The organism is Streptomyces sp. NBC_01224 (genome assembly GCF_036002945.1).
Taxonomy (GTDB): domain Bacteria; phylum Actinomycetota; class Actinomycetes; order Streptomycetales; family Streptomycetaceae; genus Streptomyces.
Window position 1 is genome coordinate 3,563,572 of the sequence record NZ_CP108529.1, and the last position, 21,253, is coordinate 3,584,824.

The window sequence follows — 21,253 nt, forward strand, 5'->3', positions numbered from 1 at the left end:
CCGCCCCGGCGGGCCGTTCGCGTTACGTGCGGCGCGCGGCTGCGCAGTTACGCGATGCGCTCGCGCACAACCGGCGTCGGTGTGAACTCCGTGCCCTCCGGGGCGATGTCGTACGAGGAGGGCAGGGCCTTCAGCGCGTAGTCGAACTTCTCGGGGGTGTCGGTGTGCAGCGTCAGCAGCGGCTGTCCGGCCGTGACCGTGTCACCGGGCTTGGCGTGCAGTTCGATGCCCGCGCCCGCCTGCACCTGGTCCTCCTTGCGGGCGCGGCCCGCGCCGAGGCGCCAGGCGGCGACGCCGATGTCGTACGCGTCCAGGCGGGTCAGTACGCCGGTGGACGGGGCCGTCACGACGTGCTGTTCGCGGGCGACCGGAAGCGTGGCGTCCGGGTCGCCGCCCTGGGCGGAGATCATCCGGCGCCAGACGTCCATCGCGGAGCCGTCGGCGAGGGCCTTCTCCGGGTCGGCGTCCCTCAGCCCGGCCGCGTCCAGCATCTCGCGGGCGAGGGCCAGGGTGAGGTCGATGACGTCCTTCGGGCCGCCGCCGGCCAGCACCTCGACCGACTCGCGCACCTCCAGGGCGTTGCCCGCGGTCAGGCCGAGCGGGGTGGCCATGCCGGTGAGCAGCGCGACCGTCCGAACTCCGCTGTCGGTGCCCAGCGCGACCATGGTGGAGGCCAGTTCGCGGGCGTCCTCGATGGTCTTCATGAAGGCGCCCGAGCCGACCTTGACGTCCAGGACGAGTGCGCCGGTGCCCTCGGCAATCTTCTTGGACATGATCGAACTGGCGATCAGCGGGATGGCCTCGACGGTGCCGGTGACATCGCGGAGCGCGTACAGCTTCTTGTCGGCGGGGGCGAGCCCGTCACCGGCGGCGCAGATCACGGCGCCGGTGGTGTCCAGGACGTTCAGCATCTCGGCGTTCGAGAGGTGGGCGCGCCAGCCGGGGATGGACTCCAGCTTGTCGAGCGTGCCGCCGGTGTGGCCGAGTCCGCGGCCGCTGAGCTGAGGCACGGCGGCGCCGCAGGCGGCGACCAGCGGGGCGAGCGGCAGGGTGATCTTGTCGCCGACGCCGCCGGTGGAGTGCTTGTCGGTGGTGGGGCGGGAGAGCGAGTCGAAGTTCATCCGCTCACCGGAGGCGATCATGGCGGCGGTCCAGCGGGCGATCTCCGTACGGTTCATACCGTTCAGCAGGATCGCCATGGCCAGCGCGGACATCTGCTCGTCGGCGACCTCGCCGCGGGTGTAGGCATCGATGACCCAGTCGATCTGTTCGGGGGTCAGCTCGCCCCGGTCGCGCTTGGTGCGGATGACGGAGATGGCGTCCATGTCCTGGGAGTCCTTCCGGCCGGTACGTACGTACGCAAGAGTCCTGAATGACTCTACGCGCATAGAGGGTTGAGATGGGGGTGGCCCTCCCGACGGGCAGGAGGGCCACGGTGGTGCTGCTGCAGATGGCCTCTGCTTCGGCCGGCCTCTCTACTTCAGATGGTCCGGTCCGAACGCCTGCGGCAGCATCTCGTCGAGCGTGCGCAAGCCGTCCGGCGTCTCCAGGATCAGCTCCGGCCCGCCGAACTCGTACAGCAGCTGCCTGCACCTGCCGCACGGCACCAGGATCTCGCCCGCCCCGTCCACACAGGTGAAGTGGGTCAGCCGCCCGCCACCGGTGGCATGGAGCTGGGAGACCAGGCCGCACTCGGCGCACAGCCCGATGCCGTACGAGGCGTTCTCGACGTTGCAGCCGGACACCGTACGGCCGTCGTCGACGCGGGCCGCGGCGCCGACCGGATAGTGCGAGTAGGGAACGTACGCATGTGTCATGACGGACCGCGCGGCGCTCCGCAGCGCCGCCCAGTCGACCTCCGCGGCGGCCGTCACTTGCCCTGGCCCTTGCGGTAGCGCATGCCGTCCGCCTTCGGCATCCGCAGCCGCTGCGCGGAGAGCGAGAGGACGAGCAGCGTGACGATGTACGGGGTGGCGCTCACGAACTCGGTCGGCACCGTGTCCGTGGCGAGGTACCAGACCAGCACCGCGGCGGCGATGACCGCGCTGACCGCGCCCTGCACGAAGCTCTTGCGGTACAGCTTCCAGGCGGCGAGCACGGCCAGCACGACCACGAGCAGCAGGAGCAGCGCGTGGACGGACTCGCCGCCGTTGCGCAGCTGGAGCGCGTCGGCGAAGCCGAACAGGCCTGCGCCCATGGCGAGCCCGCCGGGCCGCCAGTTACCGAAGATCATCGCGGCGAGACCGATGTAACCGCGGCCACCGGTCTGACCCTCGTTGTAGATGTGCGAGGTGACGAGCGAGAGGAAGGCACCGCCGAGGCCGGCCATGCCGCCGGAGACGATCACCGCGATGTACTTGTACCGGTAGACGTTCACGCCGAGCGACTCGGCGGCGACCGGGTTCTCGCCGCAGGAGCGCAGCCGCAGCCCGAACGAGGTCTTCCACAGCACGAAGAACGTGAGGGCGAAAAGGACCACGGCCAGGACCGTCAGCAGCGACACATTGGTGACCAGGCCGCCGATGACGCCGGCCAGGTCGGAGACGAAGAACCAGTGGTGCTTCTCGATGGAGTGCAGCCAGTCGGAGAGGCCCGGGATCGTCACCGAGGTGATGTCGTCGGCCGGTGGCGACTGCTTGGGGCTGCCGCCCTTGGCCGCCGCCTCGCCCGTGTTGAACCAGAGCTTGGCGAAGTAGGTGGTGAAGCCGAGCGCCAGGATGTTGATGGCGATACCGGAGATGATGTGGTCGACGCCGAAGGTGACGGTCGCTACGGCGTGCAGCAGCCCACCGAGCATGCCGCCGATGACGCCGGCCAGTACGCCGAGCCACGGGTTGGTCTGCCAGCCGGCCCAGGCGCCGAAGAAGGTGCCCAGGATCATCATGCCTTCGAGGCCGATGTTGACCACACCGGCCCGCTCGGCCCAGAGGCCGCCGAGACCGGCGAGCCCGATCGGCACGGCCATCGCGAGCGCCGCGCTGATCTGCCCGGCAGAGGTGACGTCCTGCGCGCCGGTGATGGCGCGCACTGCGGACAGCGCGAGCAGCGCGCCCGCGATGATCAGCAGGACGACGGGGAAGGAGAGGCGGGTGCGGCCGCCCTTGCCGCCGGAGACCTTGGGGGCCGCGGGGGGCGGGGTGGAAGTCGCCGTGACGGTCACGCCGACACCTCCTGCTGGTCGGAGTTACGGGCGGCCTGTGCGGCGAGTTCCGCGCCGACCTTGCTCTGCTGGCGCTTGAGTCCGTAGCGGCGGACGACCTCGTAGGCGATGACGACGCACAGGACGATGACGCCCTGGATCACGCCGACGATCTCCTTGTCGTAGCCCTCGAATTCGAGCTTGCCGGTGCCGCGCTCGAGGAAGCCCCAGAGCAGTGCGCCGAGCGCGATGCCGATGGGGTGGTTGCGGCCGAGGAGGGCGATGGCGATACCGGTGAAGCCGATGCCGACCGGGAAGTCGCCGCTGTACTCGAAGCTGTCGTTGAGGAGGGTCGGCATACCGACCAGACCGGCCATGGCGCCGGAGATCAGCATCGAGGTGACGACCATCTTCTTCACGTCGACACCGCTGGCCTCGGCCGCGGAGCCGGACTGGCCGACGGTGCGCAGGTCGAAGCCGAACCGGGTGCGCGAGAGCGCGAACCAGTAGGCGATGCCCGCGACGACCGCGACCACGATGAAGCCCCAGACGGGCGCCGGGGTGGTCGGGAGCTCGAAGAAGTGCGAGGACTCCGGGAGCGGCTTGGTGGAGATCTTCGTGCCGGCCTTGTCGAGGTGGCCGAGGCGGCCCTGCTGGAGCAGATAGCCGATGATGGCCGTCGCGATGGCGTTCAGCATGATCGTCGAGACGACCTCGCTGACGCCCCGGGTGACCTTGAGGACGCCGGCGATACCGGCCCACATCGCGCCGACGATCATCGCGGTGAGGATGATCAGCGGGATCTGCAGGGCGCCGGGCAGGGTCAGCGCGCCGCCGACCGCGGCGGCGAAGAAGGCGGCGAGGCGGTACTGGCCGTCGACGCCGATGTTGAAGAGGTTCATCCGGAAGCCGACGGCCACCGCGAGACCCGCGAGGTAGTACGTCGTCGCCTTGTTCAGGATGTAGACCTGGCTGTCCGACTTCATCCCGTAGTCGAACATGATGCCGAAGGCGCTGAACGGCTCCTTGCCGGTGGCGGCCAGCACGAGTGCGGTCACCAGGAAGGCGACCACGATCGCGAGTACGGGGGCCGCGATCCCCAGGAGCAGCCGCTCCTTGTCGATCTTCTTCATCGGTCCTCTCCCCCGTTCCGGGGGTCGGTGTCGGTGCTTTCGGCACCGGAGTCGTCCGGCGCAGGTGTCTCGTCCGGCGCTTCGAGGTGGCCGGTGGCCGCGCCCGTCATCGCCGAGCCGAGCTCCTCCGGGGTGATGGTCGCCGGGTCGGCGTCCGCCACCAGCCGGCCGCGGTACATGACGCGCAGGGTGTCGGAGAGCCCGATCAGCTCGTCCAGGTCGGCGGAGATCAGCAGCACCGCCAGTCCTTCGCGGCGCGCCTCGCGGATCTGGTCCCAGATCTGCGCCTGGGCTCCGACGTCCACGCCCCGGGTGGGGTGCGCGGCGATCAGGAGCTTCGGGTCGTGGCTCATCTCGCGGCCGACGATCAGCTTCTGCTGGTTCCCGCCGGAGAGGGAGGCCGCGGTGACCTCGATACCGGGGGTGCGGACGTCGTACTCGCGCACGATCCGCTCGGTGTCGGCGCGGGCACCCTTGAGGTCGAGGAACACACCCTTGCTGTTGGGGCGTTCGGTGACATGGCCGAGGATGCGGTTCTCCCAGAGCGGGGCCTCCAGCAGCAGTCCGTGCCGGTGGCGGTCCTCGGGGATGACGGCCATGCCGTCCTCGCGGCGCTTGCGGGTCGGCGTGCGGGAGATGTCGACGCCGTCCAGGGTGAGTACGCCGGTGTCGAGGTGGCGCATGCCCATGATCGCGTCGACCAGTTCGGACTGGCCGTTGCCCTCGACGCCCGCGATGCCGAGGACCTCGCCCTTGTGGATGGTGAAGTCGATGCCGTCGAGCACCGAACGCACCACGCCGTCCGGGTCGGTGGCGGTCAGCCGCAGCCCCTCGACGGTCAGCATCGGGATGTCGGTGACGGTCGACTCGCGGGTCTCCGGCGACGGGAGTTCGCTGCCGACCATCAGCTCGGCGAGCTGCTTGGTCGTGGTGCGCTTCGGGTCGGCGGTGCCCACCGTCGTACCGCGCCGGATGACGGTGATCTCGTCGGCGACCGACAGGACCTCGCCCAGCTTGTGCGAGATGAAGATGACGGTCAGGCCCTCGGCCTTGAGCTCGCGCAGGTTGTCGAAGAGCGCGTCGACCTCCTGCGGTACGAGGACGGCGGTGGGCTCGTCGAGGATCAGGGTGCGGGCGCCGCGGTAGAGGACCTTGAGGATCTCCACGCGCTGCCGGTCGGCGACCCCGAGGTCCTCGACCATGGCGCCCGGGCGGACACCGAGACCGTAGGCGTCGGAGATCTCCTTGATCTTGGCGCGGGCCCGGTCACCGATCCCGTACAGCTTCTCGGAGCCGAGGACGACGTTCTCCAGGACCGTGAGGTAGTCGGCGAGCATGAAGTGCTGGTGCACCATGCCGATACCGCGGTCGATGGCGTCGCCGGGGTTGTGGAACGAGACCTGCTCGCCGTCCACCGCGATGGTGCCCTCGTCCGGCTTCTGCATGCCGTACAGGATCTTCATCAGAGTGGACTTGCCGGCGCCGTTCTCGCCGACGAGAGCGTGGACGGTGCCGCGGCGCACGGTGATGTCGATGTCGTGGTTGGCCACGACTCCGGGGAACCGCTTGGTGATGCCGCGGAGCTCCACGGCATGAGGACTGCTGGACGCGTTGATGACGCACTCTCCTTGGCAGGAGCGGAGGGCGGAGGCGATGGGACGGAGGCGGTGGGGGCGAAAAAGGTACCGCGCCCGGCGGACGCTACGCGCGTAGCGCCGCCGAATCGTTGGCCACCTGATGACAGGTGGCAGACAGTGTGCGTACGACTACCGCGGAGGCGAGGGAAGCCGTACGTGAATCGGGGCCCGCGCGAAGCCGAAGCGGCTCACCCGGGCCCCGATCGACGGGTCGGATCAGGTCGTGGTCTTGACCGTGATGGTGCCGTCGACGATCTTCTTCTTCGCGGCGTCCAGCTGTGCCTGGATGTCCTTGAGGTGGTCACCCGTGGTGGTCAGGCTGACGCCGCCCTTGGCCAGGGAGTACGCCTGCGTGCCCGTCACCGGCTTGCCGTCCTTGACGGACTTGACCAGGTCGAAGACGCCGGTGTCGACGTTCTTGACGACGGAGGTCATGATCGTGTCCTTGTACTTCGACAGCGCCGGGTCAAGGGCCTGGTCGGAGTCGACACCGATGGACCAGGCGCCCTTCTTGCCCGCGACGGCCTCGATCGAACCGGCACCGGAGCCGCCCGCGGCGGCGAAGATGACGTCCGCACCCTTGTCGAGCATGCCCTTGGCGGCTTCCTTGCCCTTGTCGGGGCTGCCGAAGCCGGACAGGTCCGAACCGGTGGACAGGTACTGGATCTGCACCTTGGCCTTCGGCTTGGTGTCCAGGACACCCTGCTGGAAGCCCGCGGCGAACTTCTTGATCAGCGGAAGGTCCACACCGCCTATGAAGCCGACCTGGCCGTCCTTCGACTTCAGCGCCGCGGCGACACCGGCGAGGTACGAGCCCTGCTCCTCGGTGAAGACGATGGAGGCGACGTTCTTCGCATCGGAGACCGAGTCGACCAGACCGAAGCTGACCTTCGGGTACTTGGCGGCGACCTTGTCGACCGCGTCCTTGTACGCGAAGCCGATCGCGACGACCGGGTTGTAGCCGCCCTCGGCGAGCGACTCGAGGCGCTGCTCGCGGTCGGCAGGGGTCTCACCGGTCTTGGCGGTGAGCTCCTTCGTCTCGGCACCGAACTCGGACTTGGCCTTGTCCAGACCACGCGCGGCGGAGTCGTTGAACGAGTTGTCGCCACGGCCGCCCACGTCGTAGGCCATGCCGATCTTCATCTTGCCCTTGTCGGAGCTGGAGCTCTCGGTGGACGACTCGCCACACGCGGTGGCGGTGAGCGCGAGAGCCGCAGTGACGGCACACGCAGCGGTGATCTTGGATACCCGGCGCAAGGGAAGGCTCCTTCAAACCTGACCGAAGCGCCTCTTCCGGCGCTGGTTTCGCCGAGATCGTAACGCGCGTAGATGTCAGATAAAGCCCTGTACGGAAGCCGTTATCGGATCGTCGCGAACCAGGGGTGACCTGTCCGGTTACGGATGGTTGCCGTCCAGCAACGCGGAGGCGGTGAAGAGCTCCACCGCGACCGTGATCGCCTCCTCGTCCGCGTCGAAATCACCGCGATGCAGGTCGAGCCGGGCGGTGTCGCCGGGGGTGCGGACTCCGAGCCGGGCCATGGCTCCGGGGACGTGCTCCAGGTACCAGGAGAAGTCCTCGCCGCCGAGGCTCTGTTCGGTTTTCTCGATCGCATACGAACCGCGGCGGGCGGTCATCGCCCCGGCCAGCAGATCGACGAGATGAAGGTGGGTGGACTGAGCGGTTTTTGCCACCTCATCCACCTACCCGTGCCGGAGGGAGTCCGCCGCCCGGGACCGCGCCGCACCGCCATCGCCGCAAACCCCACGGGCCCCATGGTGGTGCGGGAGGTGGAGGACCTTGCGATGTCAGCCCCGGACAGGACCCGGCCGGCCAAGTCCGTGCACGTCACCGGATGGTCGGCGGACCAGGTCCCGGGGACGGCCGGACAGCTCCGGCCGCGCCCCAGGACCTGGTCGAACTGCGCGTCGCATGCGGGATGGTCAGCGCACGCCCACCGCGCGGATGAGCTCCTGCTTCACCGAGCCGCCCCGGTCGTCGCTCGCGCCCGCCCGCAGCGAGACGAACTTCGCACCGCTCGGGACGCGCAGCTCACCCTTCCAGGAGGCGCCGCGCGACGAGTGCAGCGCGACGTTCGTCCAGGTCGCCCCCTCGTCGTAGGAGACCTCCAGGGAGCCGCCGCCGAGGACACCGGTGTCCGACGCGCCCTTCACGTACTCGGCGTAGATCCGTACGGGCACCCGGCTGCCGCCCCGGACGTCGCCGACGAGGTCGGTGTCGAGGTCGAAGCCGAGGTTGATCATCGGCAGGTAGGTCCACCGGTCGGCCGGGGTCTCCTTGGAGCGGAGGGTCCACTCCGAGTGGCCCTTGGTGGCCAGCCGCCAGCGGGCCGGGTCGAGCGTGGTGTCGGTGACGACCTTGTAGGTGGCCTCCTGCGCGGGGGCCGGCCGGGCGTAGGCGCCGGAGCTCTTCCTGCGGTCGACCCGCTCGCCGTTGACGTACACCTCGGTGTACTGGCTCATCGTCGGGTCGTTGTACACGTCGCCGAAGCCGGTGTGGTCCGGTCCGGAGTCGCCCCAGCCGGGCGTGTTGAAGCGCAGTTCGCTGCCGGAGCGCTGCTGACCCCAGCCGAGGCCGGTGCCGAGCCACGGGTGCCAGACCGGCTTGAACCACTCCAGCTCGACCTTGCTGCCGCCCCGGTAGGACGGGGTGCCGCCGCGCTCCTCGAGCGAGTTCTCCAGGTTGACGGACTCGTGCCAGCGCTGGCCGGTGCCGGTGGAGACGTACTCGGTGCGCTCGGTCGGGAAGACGATCCACTCCTGGAAGCCGAAGCCGTACCGGAAGGTGTCGGTGAGCGAGTAGCGGAACTCGCCGCCGATCTCCTTCTTGGCCGTCGGCATGTAGTACTTCGAGTGGATCGTGGCGAGTTCGTCCTTGCCGGGCCGGAAGACGAGGTCCGTGCCGATGGCGCCGGGGTGCCCCTCGGAGAGGTCGTAGGTGTACGGGGTGAAGCGGGTGCCCGTCAGGTCGAGTGTCTTCCCGCGGGCCGCGGCGGACGCGATCCTTGCGGCGTCGGCCGCGTTCACGGTGGCGACGGCGAGCGGCCGGTCCTCGCTGTCGGCGGTGCCGAACCACGCCATCAGCCGGCCGGGCTTGTCGTCGGTGACGAACAGGAACTTGGCGCCCGCGTCCTGGGCGGTCTGGGCGAGCTGCGTGGGGTCGGCGCCCTCGGTGCGGCGGACCAGGACCGCCTTGCCGGTGACGTCCTTGCCGGCGTACTCCGCGGCGGTGCCGGTGCCCGCATCGACGACGCCGAGACGGTGACGGCCGTCGAGGAAGGTGGCGCCGGGCTGCGCAGTGACGTCGGAGAGCCGGACGCCGCCCGCGGCGGCCTCGAGCAACGGCTTGCCGAGCCGCCAGACCGTCCGGTACTCGAAGGTGCCGGTCGCGGGCTTGGTGGTGGGCGCGGCGAAGACCGAGTCGTACTTCGGGGGGACCTGGACGGCGCCGCCGTAGGAGGCCCCGTTGGCCTTGCGGTCGAACTCCATCAGGAGCTGCCGGGTCTCGGTGCGCTTGCTGACCTCGGCGCGTATCTCACGCAGTTGGCGCCCGTCGAGAGTGATCTCGCGGTCGCGGTCGAGGACGATCTCCGGATCGGTGAGGAGACCGAGGCCGAGGGAGTCCTTGCCGTGCGAGCCGCGGACGTCGAGCCAGGTGTTGACGGTGTACGTGCCGGGCCTCAGGCGCAGTTGGACGGTGCCGGACTCGCCGACGGACGCCGGGAACGGGTCTTCGTTTGCTACCAGGTGCTGCACCCCGAGCCAGGCGGGGGTGGGGGCGCCGTCGCGGTCCTTGACATGGATGGTGAGGTTGTAGCGCTCCTCCTCCTTGACCAGGCCGAGCGCGGTGTGCGCGACGGGTGTGCCGCCGGAGGTGGCGGTGATGCGGCCGGAGCTGTTGCCGGCGGGGGCCTTGGTGCCGTCGCCGGTGACGGTGGTCTGCGCGGTGCCGTGGGCCGGGACGGTGAGGGTGGTGTCGGCGAGGGTGGTGGTGCCCTGCGGCATGCCCTCGACGGCCAGGTTCAGCTCGACGGGCGCGTCGGAGGAGTTGGTGTACGTGACGGTCTTCGTCACGGGCTTGTTCGACTCGTACGGCCAGGAGTAGAAGCCCAGGTCGGCGGAGCCGGTGGCGGTGACGTTCGCGGAGATCGCGGCAGCCACGTCGACCCGGCCCGCGCCGAGGGCGTACGAGGACGCGGTGAGCGTCTTGGAGCTGGACATGAGGGCGTTCTTGAGCTGGGCGCCGGTCCAGTCGGGGTGCCGCTCGGCGAGGAGCGCGGCGACGCCCGCGACGTGCGGGGTCGCCATCGACGTACCGCTCTTGGAGGTGTAGAGGCCGCTGCCGCTGACGAGCTGGGAGCGGGCGGCGAGAATGTTGACACCGGGGGCGGAGATGTCGGGCTTGAGGGCCTGGTCGCCGTAGCGGGGGCCCTGGCTGGAGAAGGCGGCGGCGCGGTCGGCGGAGTCGACGGCGCCGACGGTGAGCGCGGCGTCGGCGGCGCCGGGTGAGCCGATGGAGCCCGGGGCGCCGGAGTTGCCGGCGGCGATGACGAAGAGGGCGCCGGTCTCGGCGGAGAGGGTGTTCACCGCCTGGGCCATGGGGTCGGTGCCGTCGGTGCCTTCGCTGGAGCCGAGGCTCATCGAGACGATCTTCGCGTCGATGTCGCGGGCGGCCCACTCCATGCCGGCGATGATCTGCGACTCGGTGCCGGTGCCCTGGTTGTTGAGGACCTTGCCGACGGCGAGGGTCGCGCCGGGGGCGACGCCCTGTTCCTTGCCCGCGGAGCCCGCGCCGCTGCCGCCGACGGTGGAGGTGACATGGGTGCCGTGGCCTTGGCGGTCGGCGACCTCCTGGCCCTCGATGAAGGACCGGGTCTCGGAGACCCGTCCGTCGAGGTCGGGGTGGGAGAGGTCGGCGCCGGTGTCGAGTACGGCGACCTTGACGCCCTTGCCGGTCAGGCCGGCCTCCCAGGCCTTGGGGGTGCCGATCTGGGCGTTGGAGTCGGCCATGTCGGCCTTGACCCGGGCGTCGAGCCAGACCTTCATGGCACCGGCCGAGCGGGCGCCGGGGCGGGCGGAGTCGATGAACTCGCGCCAGAAGGCGGCTGGTTCGGTGGCTCGTACGGCCGCGCCGCCGATGCTGGGCAGGGCGCGGACGGTCTTGGTGCCGCGCGGGGCGGCGGCGGTGCGGGCACCCTTGCCGTGCGTCACGATCAGCGGCAGATCGCCGGTGATGCCCTGCTCGACGAGGCCGGTGACGTCGAAGAGCCGCCGGTCGAGGACACCGGCCGCCAAGTAGGGACGGGCCTCGTCGGGTATGACGGTGACCCTGCCGTTCACGGTCTCGTTGCGGACGGCCCCGGTGGCGCCCTTGGCCCGGTCGACGGTGACGGTCTTCCGGCCGCCGCCGAGGTCGGTGAGGGTGACGCGGTCACCGGTGATGAGGGTGACGGTGGTGCTCGCGCCCTGGGCCCCGGTGAAGGTGGCCGGTGCGGACGCGGTGTCTGGGGCGGTATCGGGCGCGGCGGCGGTCTGCCCTGCGGAGAGCAGCACCAGGGAGAGCCCTGCGGCGAGCAGGGCGGCTCTTCCTCCCGTGGAAGGTCTGATCACGAGGTACTCCTCGGACGCCCGGGGGAAGGGGTGGTTCCGGGCGCCGCGGTGAGTCTGGCCCGTGGGACGGGAGTTGATGCCTGTAGCGCGTGGCGGCTATCTGCCCTGACGGCCAACCGCCAATTGATGCAGCCCCGTTGACAGCCGTATGCCGGCCAGGCGTCGCAACGAGTCGGGCGGCGCGCGGATCGGGGCCGCGCGCCGGTCAGGGCGCCGGGGGACTACGCGCGCATCAGCGTGTCCCTGCGCATGCCGGGCCGGTCCCCACGGTCCGGCCACCGGAGCGGTGCGGCCTGCCCGCTCTGGTGGCCGAGAACGTCAAGCTCACCGGCGCGGGCATCAGCGCCTGGACGGCCGCCGACGCAAAGGCGCTGTCCATCATCGGCGGGATGGTCTCCGGGGCGGACAGCATCGAGACCTGGATGTGCCGCTCCACGGCGACCTGCCCCGCCTGTTCGGGGGCGTGCGCGCGCCGTCCACTCCGTGCACCTTCCCGCATGCCTTCACCTGGGGCTACGCCAACTCGAGTCCGCTCTGCGGGCGTTCACCTGCCACCTGGCCCTTCACGCCGGCCTGGCCCCGCGAACCGACGAGGTGGCGTTCGTCGACATCGACTCCAAGGTGAAGCAGGTCCATGGGCCGGCCAAGCCTCATGCTGCCCGCCCACCGGAAGATCACCCTGAACCCACCCGAAACCGACGATCAGAGTTCACGCGGTGGATCCAGGCTCAGGCGGAGCAGCCATCCAGAAGTGCCGACGCCGTGAACAGCTCTACGCCCACCTTGATGGACTCCTCGTCCGCGTCGAAATCGCCGCGATGCAGGTCGAGCCGGGCGGTGTCGCCGGGGGTACGGACGCCGAGCCGGGCCATGGCTCCGGGGACGTGCTCCAGGTACCAGGAGAAGTCCTCGCCGCCGAGGCTCTGTTCGGTGTCCTCGATCGCCTGCGATCCGCGGCGGGCGGTCATCGCCCCGGCCAGCAGATCGATCACGGCGGCGTCGTTCACAACGGGCGGAACGCCCCGGACGTAATTGATCACCGTCTTGGCCCGGTGCATCCCGGCCACCTCGTCGATCGCCGCGTGCACCAGGTCCGGCGCCTCCCGCCAGGCCGCCAGGTCCAGGCAGCGGACGGTGCCGGACAGCTCGGCGTGCTGCGGGATCACATTGCAGGCGTGACCGGCCTCCAGCCGTCCCCAGGTGACGGCGAGCCCGGCCCGTGCGTCGACCCGGCGGGCCAGCAGGGCGGGCACCTCGGTGGCGACCCTCGCGGCCGCGGTGACCAGGTCGGTGGTCAGATGCGGCCGCGCGGTGTGCCCACCGGGGCCGTCGAGCGATACCTCCAGCCGGTCGCAGGCCGAGGTGATCGCCCCGACCCGCAGCCCGATCCGCCCCACGTCCACCTTCGGGTCGCAGTGCACTCCGATGATCCGCCCGACACCCTCCAGTGCCCCGGACGCGATCGTGTCGGGCGCACCGCCGGGCAGCACCTCCTCGGCCGGCTGGAAGATCAGCCGCACCGGCCGCGGCAGCAGCCCCTGCCGGTCGAGCTCGGCGAGCACGAGCCCGGCGCCGAGGACCGAGGTGGTGTGGATGTCGTGCCCGCAGGCATGCGCCCGGTCGGGGACGGTGGAGCGGTACGGGACGCCCGCCTTGGTGTCCGGGATGGGCAGAGCGTCGATGTCCGCGCGCAGAGCGAGCATGGGCCGCGGGTCGCCTTCCCGTCTGCCCACGTCGCACAGGAGCCCGGTCCCGGTGTCGAGTACCCGTGGTTCCAGCCCCGCCTTCTCCAGCCGGGCCTTGATGGCCGCGGTGGTACGGAACTCCTGGTTGCCCAGCTCGGGGTGCATGTGCAGATCGCGGCGGAAGGCGATCAGTTCGGCACGCAGGGCCTCGGGCAGGGTGCCGGGCAGCGCCTCGTCCCCGGACGTTCGGGCATCGGAATCACGGGACATCAACTGGTTCACCTGGTGAAGAGTAAGGCCCTTGACCCCTCAACTGACCACAGATCAACAAAAGTTCAGCCGCATAGACGAACAAAATGTGGCGTCGGAGCGTGTGGCGTGAGATGGAGGTGGGTAAACTCACCGATTTTCTACTGGCTGCGACGCACCGGCAGCAGCGCCAGACCGATGCACAGGGCACCGATCGGCAGCAGATCCAGGCTCACGGCCGCCGGCACGACCCCGGCCAGCACGGCCACCGGAGCCCACGCCCGGACCAGGTCCCGGCGGAAGAACGCGAGCAGAGTGACGAGGCCCAGCAGTCCGAACCAGAACAGCATCGGCACCACCGTGTAGACCAACGGCATCACACCGGGCACGTCCTGCACCCGCTCGAAAATCTCGCCCATAGCGTGCTTGTCCGCCGCGACGAACCCGACCGCCAGGTCGATCACCGCCTGGACCGCCACCGCCGCCGCCCCGGCCAGCCCGGCCCAGGCCGCCACCTCGACGGCGACCCGCCTGCCCCCGCGCTCCCCGGCGAGTCTCCGCAGCCCCAGGAAGACCGGCACGAAGGCGAGCACCCCGGCCAGGAACAGCAGATGCGCCGTCGTCCACCACACCCCGGGCCCGTAATCACCGACGGCCCGTCCGACCAGCCGCACCGCCCCGTACCCCGCCATCAGGGCGGGTCCCGCAAGGAAGGCCGCCCCGACCGTCACCCCGGCCGTACCATCCGTACCGGCCGTACCACCCTGTCGCTCGGTCGTCATCCGCCTCGTCGTCATGCGTCGATGCTCGCGCCCGGCCGACCCTGCCCGCTATCGGGGCTTTCCCCCAACGAACCCTTGGTGTACGCCACTTACCGGTCAGGGTGCCCCATGACACCCCGCTCAGGCTTGCGTACGGCATTGGCATCGACCGCCACCCCGGCGGCCAGACTGCCCGCACATCACCGCGATCCGTTCGACCGGATACTGATCGCACAGGCCCAGACCGAGGGTATGACCGTCCTGACCCGCGACAAGTGGATCCCCTCCTACGACGTGCAGGTCATGCCCGTCTGAGGACTTTGCGCCCTTCGTCTCGGTGCGGGCCAGGGCGGGGGCAGCGTGTGGACGACCGTGGAGGGGAAGCACAGGACCGTGCGGCCGACAGCGGCGGCTCCTCGGGCCCATGGAGCCGGTCCCCACGGCTCACCGCCACGCGCACGGCATCCCTCCGCCGTCGGCGCAGCCGGGCCGTGCGGTCGCCGATGCCCGATTCCTCGTGGAATCGCATGGTCAGTCACCCCCGGAACAGGTCCGACTGACCACGTTGCGCCCGCTTTTGGGTTGCTGTGCAACCCTCGGGGTGCGCCGCGTTCGACAGCGTCGGCGCCGACGCTCGGCTACATCAGCTGCCGGCCGGAACCTCGGTCGGAATGTCGAACCAGGAACCGGCGAGATAGCTGACCTGGCTACTGTTCAACGCTCCCTGAAAGACCCAGACGTCGTCGATCGTTCCGGCGAAGTGCTCGCCCGCGGTGTCCGACATCGCACGTCCCACCTGCAGGGGCCCGTCGGCCTTGAACGTCTGCACGTCGTCCGCCCAGGCGACCTGGTCCTGGCACGTGCTGTCGTCCGGCCGGCCGTCTCCGTCGTCGTCGGCACACCTGATTTCCTGGAGTACGCCGTTGACGTAGAGCCGGGCCTGCTCGGCGCGGCTGTCGTAGACCACCGCCAGGTGGTTCCAGTCACGGACATCGAAGAACTCCGTGCTGGTGACCTGCCTGGTCACAGCCCCTGCGCTGTCCGCGTCGGGCAGCGTCAACTCCCAGCGTCCATACCCTTCGGGATCACCGGGAGCCGACCGGAAGCGCAGCTCGAAGGCGCTGCGCGCGTTTCCCGCGGCATTGATCACGGTCATCGGATGGTCCGGCAGCGCGGATGCCTGAGCCCATGCGGTCACCGTGAAACTCGAACTCGTGTCGACCGGCACGGCCGGGACCTCGGCATAGGAATCGACGCCGTTCAACTGGAGACCGCTGTTGTCGATCCATCCCGGCCCGAGCTGCACTTCCCCGTACAGGTTCATCGGCGGGGACTGCTCCGCGGTGTCCGGAGTGCTCGCGGGTGTGCCGGGAGTCGTCTCCTCGAACTGCCAGCGCCCCATGACCGCCTGGCCCTCCTGAGCCATCCGCGGCAGGCCGGCCGGTCCCGCCGCCGTCGCCTGCGGCGTCAGCACCCCTACTGCGATGAGGCCCAACGCGGCGGCGGCCACCGCCCCAGTCCCTCTTCGACCGCACAAACGTCTCCACATAATCCCCACCCCGATCACAAGAAGATGAAGATTCCCCGAAGAAGGGAATCCCGCAGAACTCTATGCAGAGGCCATGCGTCCAGCCAGTGGGATTTTCTGCTCCTATCCGGCAAAGCGGGCTTCCATCGGCACCCGTTCCATGTCAGCGCCTACTCGTCGAAAACGAACATGATGTGGCCGTCGTCCAGGTACTTGATATCGACCTCGCACCCTTTCTGGACCCTCGACGAACGGAAGGAGGAAATGGTGTCGCGGCCTTCCACGCCCTTGGTCACGCCGCCCTCCTGCCAGGAGAGACGGTATTTTATGTTGACACTTCCGCCGTCGTTCGAGCCGAGGTGGCGGACGTCCTCCACCAGGGCCCGGATGTCCCGGCCGTGCGCGCGGATCTCGTGGTCGCGTTTGAAGAGGCGGGCGATATAGGAAATGCTGCCCACGATGAGAATTGCGGAAAAAAAATGAAGACGAATACCATGGACTATCCCTTGCGTAAAAACGCAGTCTAACGTCGCCCGTAAGCGCTGCCGCAGGGATATGACCGGGCCCACCGCGGGTATTCCGCGTTCCTGGCGGGGGCCGACAGGTGGGCGGGGCCACGGATGTCCCCCTGATACGTCCTACGCCTCTGTCACTGCCGTGGCGCGCCACGGGGCCAGCCGTTGCACGTCGCGAGCCGTCTCCGTCACCCCCGACAGGAAGCCCTGGGCGCGCGGCGACGCCGTGTCGCGGAGCCATTCCGGGGCGATGTCACAGACCGCGACCTTGACCTCGGTACCGACCAGGGCGAGGGGCAGGGTGTGGACGACCGTGGAGGGGAAGCTCAGGACCGTACGGCCGATGGGGCCGCGGCGGGCGATGAGTTCCAGGGGGAGGTCGGGGCGGACGATCTCCAGGCCGGTGGCGGCCTCCAGGGCGTGGAGCTTGTCGGTGGACTCGCGGCGGTGGGCGAAGTAGCGGGTGGCCCCGTGGGTGCGGGCCAGGGCCGCGACGGCCTCAAGGTACTGGGCCCGGTCGACCACGCCCGTCTCGACGAGCGAGGTGCCGACCAGGTCCGCGCCCTTGGTGAGCAGCGGCGGGCCGAAGCGGGCGCGGATCCAGGCGAAGGTGTTGGGGGTGACCGTGACGCCGGGCGGAGCCTCGACCGGCATCGCCGTGAAGACCTCGACCGTACGAGTGGCGGACGGGGTGAAGCGGCTGCGGGCGCGGGCCGTTACCGGGGCCAGGACCAGTTCGCGCGGGCTCGAGCTTCCCTTGCGGTGCCAGCGCACCAGGCGTTCTCCGCGGGCCAGTTGGGCGACGAACTCCATGGTGGCGGTGCCGTCGTCGACCACCGTGAGGCGGCGGGCGCGGACCACGGTGAGCAGGAGCTGGACGTAGCGGGAGAAGGGGTCGCCGATGACGATCCGCTCCGCGCTGCGCAGCAGTCCGGCCAGTGAACGCAGGGTCTTCAGGGGCGCGCCGGCGCCGCCGCGTGCCTCCTGCCAACGGACGTTGACGCCCTCGTCGCGGGCCAGCTCCGCCATCCGGCGCAGCTGGCCGCGCGACATCGGGTCGACCGGGGGGAGGACGACGACCGTGATGTCCGTGAGGACATGGCCGTCGCCTCCCTCTCTGTAGGCCCACTCCAGGACGTTCAGGAGCTGGACCGGGCTCTCGACGAAGGCGAGGTTCACCGGTCGGCCCGTCAGACCGCGACCGGCTCGGCGGCCGGGGCCGTCTCGGCGCTCTCGGCGACGACGCCCGCGACCCGGCGGAGCTTCTTCATCGGGCCGAGCTCGGACTCGTACACCTTCTTGATGCCGTCGCCGAGCGAGGCCTCGATGGTGCGGATGTCGCGGACGAGGCGGGTGAGGCCCTGCGGCTCGACGGAGGCGGCCTGGTCGGAGCCCCACATGGCGCGGTCGAGGGTGATGTGGCGCTCGACGAACGCGGCGCCCAGGGCGACGGCGGCGAGGGTCGTCTGGAGGCCGGTCTCGTGGCCGCTGTAGCCGATCGGGACGTTCGGGTACTCCTGCTGGAGGGTGTTGATGACGCGGAGGTTCAGCTCCTCGGCCTTGGCCGGGTACGTCGAAGTGGCGTGGCAGAGAAGGATGTTGTCCGATCCCAGGACCTCGACCGCGTGGCGGATCTGGCGCGGGGTCGACATGCCGGTGGAGAGGATGATCGTGCGGCCGGTCGCCCTCAGGGCGCGCAGGAGTTCGTCGTCGGTGAGGGAGGCCGAGGCCACCTTGTGCGCGGGGACGTCGAACTTCTCCAGGAAGGCGACGGCCTCGGTGTCCCACGGGGAGGCGAACCAGTCGATGCCGCGCTTGGCGCAGTGCTCGGAGATGGCCTGGTACTCGGCCTCGCCGAACTCGACGCGGTGGCGGTAGTCGATGTAGGTCATCCGGCCCCAGGGGGTGTCGCGCTCGATGTCCCACTGGTCGCGCGGGGTGCAGATCTCCGGGGTGCGCTTCTGGAACTTCACGGCGTCGCAGCCGGCATCGGCGGCCACGTCGATCAGCGCGAGGGCGTTCTCGAGGTCGCCGTTGTGGTTGATGCCGATCTCGCCGGTGATGTAGACGGGCCGGCCCGGGCCTGCGGTGCGGGTGCCGAGGGTGCGCAGACGGGAGGTGCTCATGAGGTGCGTTCCTTACTTGGGGGGACTGGGGGGTGCTTGGGGGGTGCTTGGGGGTGCTTGGGGGGTGAGTTGCTGGGGGGGTTATTTGGGGGACTGGGTGGGAGCTGTGGTCGTGAGGGTGGGGCCCAGCAGCCAGGCCGCGATCTCGCGGATGGCGCCGAAGCCGCCAGGGGTGGTCGTGACGGCGCGCGCCGCGGCACGTACCGAGTCATGGGCGCTCGCGACCGCGACGGGCCAGCCGGCCAGCGCGAAGCACGGCAGGTCGTTGACGTCGTTGCCGACGTAGAGGACGCGCTCCGGAGCGATGGACTGTTCGTCGCACCACTGCTTGAGCGCCAGGTCCTTGCGGTCGATGCCGTGCAGGACCGGGATGCGGAGCTTGTGGGCGCGGGCCGCGACGACCGGGTTCTGTTCCGTGGAGAGGATCAGCAGCGGCAATCCGGCCTTGCGCAGGGCCGCGATGCCCAGGCCGTCGCCGCGGTGCACGGCGACGATCTCGCGTCCGTCGGCGTCGATCAGGACCCGGTCGTCGGTCTGCGTGCCGTCGAAGTCGAGGACGACGGCGTCGATGTCGTCCAGGGTGGGCAGCGGTGAGGGGTCCAGGAGCGGTGCGAGGGCGCGGGCGCGGGCCAGGTCGTGCGGGTCGTCGATCTCCAGGACCCGGGCGGCGTCGGTGCGCACCAGGGCGGTGTGGCCGAAGAAGCGGTGGCGGTGGATACGGAAGCCCGCGGCGTTCATGGCGTACGCGGTGCCGGTCTCCAGCAGGTCCTCGGGACGGTCCTGGCGCATCTGCCGGACGGACTTGTCGTGGTTGACGCCGTAGTTGCCCTCCTCCGGCGCACTGCCGTCGCGCCAGAGGAAACCATGGAACGGGGCCACCGTGACCGCCGTGTCGGCGCCGTCGCGGGCGACGGCCGCGGCGACGCCGTCGATGTCCTCCCGTACGACGAAGGGGCTGGTGCACTGGACCAGCAGCACCACATCGGCCTTCCGGTCGTGCATCGCCTCGTACGCGTCCAGGGCATGCAGCACCGCGTCCTCGCTGCTCGACCTGTCCCCCGCGATGGCCGCCGGACGCTGGACGATGTGCACCCGCTCCGGGGCGCCCAGCGTGTCGCCGGCTGCGCGGGCCGCGTCGGCGATGGCGGCGTCGTCGGTGGTCACGACGACGTCCGTGACCTCACGGGAGGCCAGGCAGGCGCGTACGGCACGGGCGACCAGCGGTACGCCGCCGACCTGGGCGAGGTTCTTGGCCGGGACGCCCTTGGATCCGCCGCGGGCGGGGATCACGGCGAGCACGGTGGGCGGCGTCATCGCTGCTCCTGGTGTCGTGGTGGAAGTGGAGGTGTTCACAGCTCGCCCATCCGCCGGATGACGGGGGCGACCCGCTGGACGCCCTGCCGGTACGCGCCCCGCGCCGCCTCGCGCACCGCGTCACGGACCGCGCCGCGCACTCCGCTGACCTCGCGGGGCCGTTCGGCACCCGGCAGCGGGTGGCCGTCGGGGGCCAGGTGGTGGCGGGCGAGGATGCCGGGGAGGTAGCCGGGGGCGGTGGCGGGTGTGTAGTACGGGGCGAGGTCGGGCAGGCGGGCGGCGGCGAGCAGGGCTTCGACGCGTGCGCGGGCGTTGTCGTAGGCCGTGGCGTACGTGCCGTCGGCGGCGACGCCCTGTCCGGCCAGCCACTCGCCGTCGGGCTCCGGGCGGTGGCCGCCGTCCAGGTGGTCCCAGGAGGTGAGCAGGCCGGAGCCGATGAAGTGGTGGTTGCCGAGGGCCTCGCGGACGCCGAGGTCGGTGAGGATCGCGGTCGGGATGCGCCGGTGCAGGGACTCCAGCGCGGCGGTCGAGGAGACGGTGACCAGCAGGTCGGTGTGGTCCAGGACCTCGCCCATGTGCCCGTACACCAGGCGGAAGTTGGGCGGCAGCCCGCCGGGCAGCCTCTCCGCGAGCCGCTGGTAAGGGAGTTCCTCGATGTGCGTGGTGTGCTCGCCGGGCTTGGAGCGCAGCTTCAGCAGCACCTCGCGGTTCGGGTGCAGCCTGGCGTGCTCGACGAGCCTGCGCAGCAGATACGTACGGTCGGCGCGGGAGGCCGGTACGGAGGGCTGGGCGGCGAAGACGACCGTGTCGCGGCCCTCCTGCGGGCGGTGCGGCTCCCCGCCGAGGAACGGCAGCGCGGCCTCCGTGACGGCCGAGGCGTCGGTGCCCACTCCCTCGTACACCGCGCGGAAACGCTGGGCGTCATGGCGGGAGTTGGCGAGGACGACATCCGCGCCGTGCCGCAGCAGGAGTCCGTCGGCGAGCTTCTCGTAGACGACGCCGACGTAGCCGGTGACGACGACGGGCCTGGCGGGCAGCCGCAGCGCGGCCAGACCGTGCAGCATCGCCTGGACGGCTCCCCCGACGAGGGCGAGCACGACGACGTCGTAGTCCTCGTCCCGGACCGTGTGCAGGAATTCGACGGCCGTCACCTCGCGCACCCGGTCGGCGTCGATACCGACGTCGCCGACCTCGGCAAGCTGGCGCGGGGTCGGGGTGGCCCGGCCGCGCAGCAGCAGTCCGCTGATCTCGACGCGCTGTGCCGAGGTCCCGGACGCGCCGGCGGTGAGGCGGCGCGCGGTGAGCGCGCCCCATTTCCAGCGGGTGTCGGAGTCGGCGAGTACGGCTACCCGGAGGGCGGTCGTCTTTTCGGTACGTGGGGGCACGTCCCAGAACTTAGGAAGGCATTTTGATTCGCGGCCCAACGTGACGGCAACAGCTGGTTAACAGCCCGACGACGCTTGGCGAATCGCCCGCGCAAAAGCCCCACACGGGGCAAGGGATCGACCGGTTCATCATTTCGACATTCTTCGTTCACC

Annotated in this window: 17 protein-coding genes and 1 pseudogene; 1 reads left to right on the forward strand and 17 read right to left on the reverse strand. The window is 70.3% G+C overall.

All coding sequences use genetic code 11. From position 1 onward, the window contains the following. Positions 1–47: 47 nt before the first annotated feature. The 11 genes and pseudogenes from OG609_RS15400 to OG609_RS15450 form a co-directional block, all read right to left on the reverse strand. Positions 48–1,325: a thymidine phosphorylase gene (locus tag OG609_RS15400; RefSeq protein ID WP_327273350.1), complete on the reverse strand. Its 1,278-nt coding sequence runs from the start codon at positions 1,323–1,325 to the stop codon at positions 48–50. Positions 1,326–1,475: 150 nt separating this feature from the next. Further along, positions 1,476–1,874 (reverse strand): cytidine deaminase, encoded by a 399-nt coding sequence (locus OG609_RS15405; protein WP_327273351.1) that lies wholly within the window; start codon positions 1,872–1,874, stop codon positions 1,476–1,478. Next, positions 1,871–3,160: an ABC transporter permease gene (locus OG609_RS15410; RefSeq protein ID WP_327273352.1), complete on the reverse strand. Its 1,290-nt coding sequence runs from the start codon at positions 3,158–3,160 to the stop codon at positions 1,871–1,873. The genes OG609_RS15405 and OG609_RS15410 overlap by 4 nt, the downstream gene beginning before the upstream one ends. Then, entirely contained in the window at positions 3,157–4,272 is a 1,116-nt protein-coding gene (locus tag OG609_RS15415) for an ABC transporter permease (protein ID WP_327273353.1), read from the reverse strand. The genes OG609_RS15410 and OG609_RS15415 overlap by 4 nt, the downstream gene beginning before the upstream one ends. Then, entirely contained in the window at positions 4,269–5,861 is a 1,593-nt protein-coding gene (locus tag OG609_RS15420) for an ABC transporter ATP-binding protein (protein WP_327273354.1), read from the reverse strand. The genes OG609_RS15415 and OG609_RS15420 overlap by 4 nt, the downstream gene beginning before the upstream one ends. Before the next feature lie 264 nt (positions 5,862–6,125). Then, a complete protein-coding gene (locus OG609_RS15425; RefSeq protein ID WP_327273355.1) occupies positions 6,126–7,166 on the reverse strand; it encodes a BMP family lipoprotein in 1,041 nt (346 codons plus the stop codon). A 138-nt stretch (positions 7,167–7,304) separates the two neighbouring features. Next, positions 7,305–7,565 (reverse strand): annotated as a pseudogene (locus OG609_RS15430) (amidohydrolase); the annotation flags it as partial. Positions 7,566–7,850: 285 nt separating this feature from the next. Continuing rightward, a complete protein-coding gene (locus OG609_RS15435; protein WP_327273356.1) occupies positions 7,851–11,537 on the reverse strand; it encodes a S8 family serine peptidase in 3,687 nt (1,228 codons plus the stop codon). A 232-nt stretch (positions 11,538–11,769) separates the two neighbouring features. After that, entirely contained in the window at positions 11,770–12,036 is a 267-nt protein-coding gene (locus OG609_RS15440) for a hypothetical protein (protein ID WP_327273357.1), read from the reverse strand. Between the two features lie 229 nt (positions 12,037–12,265). After that, positions 12,266–13,492 carry an amidohydrolase gene (locus OG609_RS15445; protein WP_327273358.1) on the reverse strand — a complete coding sequence of 409 codons (1,227 nt, stop codon included), beginning with the start codon at positions 13,490–13,492 and terminating at the stop codon, positions 12,266–12,268. A gap of 140 nt (positions 13,493–13,632) precedes the next feature. Next, complete coding sequence (locus OG609_RS15450; RefSeq protein WP_327273359.1) at positions 13,633–14,268, reverse strand: hypothetical protein; 636 nt, start codon at positions 14,266–14,268, stop codon at positions 13,633–13,635. A gap of 93 nt (positions 14,269–14,361) precedes the next feature. On the opposite strand from OG609_RS15450, the gene OG609_RS15455 reads away from it, so the two are divergent. Further along, positions 14,362–14,547, forward strand: coding sequence for a PIN domain-containing protein (locus tag OG609_RS15455; RefSeq protein WP_327273360.1), 186 nt, complete (start codon positions 14,362–14,364; stop codon positions 14,545–14,547). A gap of 328 nt (positions 14,548–14,875) precedes the next feature. Here the strand turns inward: OG609_RS15455 and OG609_RS15460 are convergent, their stop codons facing one another. From OG609_RS15460 to OG609_RS15485, 6 genes are all read right to left on the reverse strand, one after another. Next, positions 14,876–15,742 (reverse strand): LamG domain-containing protein, encoded by an 867-nt coding sequence (locus tag OG609_RS15460; RefSeq protein ID WP_327273361.1) that lies wholly within the window; start codon positions 15,740–15,742, stop codon positions 14,876–14,878. Positions 15,743–15,930: 188 nt separating this feature from the next. After that, positions 15,931–16,218, reverse strand: coding sequence for a hypothetical protein (locus OG609_RS15465; protein ID WP_327273362.1), 288 nt, complete (start codon positions 16,216–16,218; stop codon positions 15,931–15,933). Positions 16,219–16,398: 180 nt separating this feature from the next. Continuing rightward, complete coding sequence (locus tag OG609_RS15470; protein WP_327273363.1) at positions 16,399–17,454, reverse strand: hypothetical protein; 1,056 nt, start codon at positions 17,452–17,454, stop codon at positions 16,399–16,401. An 11-nt stretch (positions 17,455–17,465) separates the two neighbouring features. Next, positions 17,466–18,401: an N-acetylneuraminate synthase family protein gene (locus OG609_RS15475; protein ID WP_327273364.1), complete on the reverse strand. Its 936-nt coding sequence runs from the start codon at positions 18,399–18,401 to the stop codon at positions 17,466–17,468. An 81-nt stretch (positions 18,402–18,482) separates the two neighbouring features. Further along, complete coding sequence (locus tag OG609_RS15480) at positions 18,483–19,715, reverse strand: acylneuraminate cytidylyltransferase (protein WP_327273365.1); 1,233 nt, start codon at positions 19,713–19,715, stop codon at positions 18,483–18,485. Between the two features lie 35 nt (positions 19,716–19,750). Next, on the reverse strand, positions 19,751–21,100 hold the full coding sequence (locus OG609_RS15485; protein WP_327273366.1) for a DUF6716 putative glycosyltransferase: 1,350 nt from the start codon (positions 21,098–21,100) through the stop codon (positions 19,751–19,753). Positions 21,101–21,253: the final 153 nt, after the last annotated feature.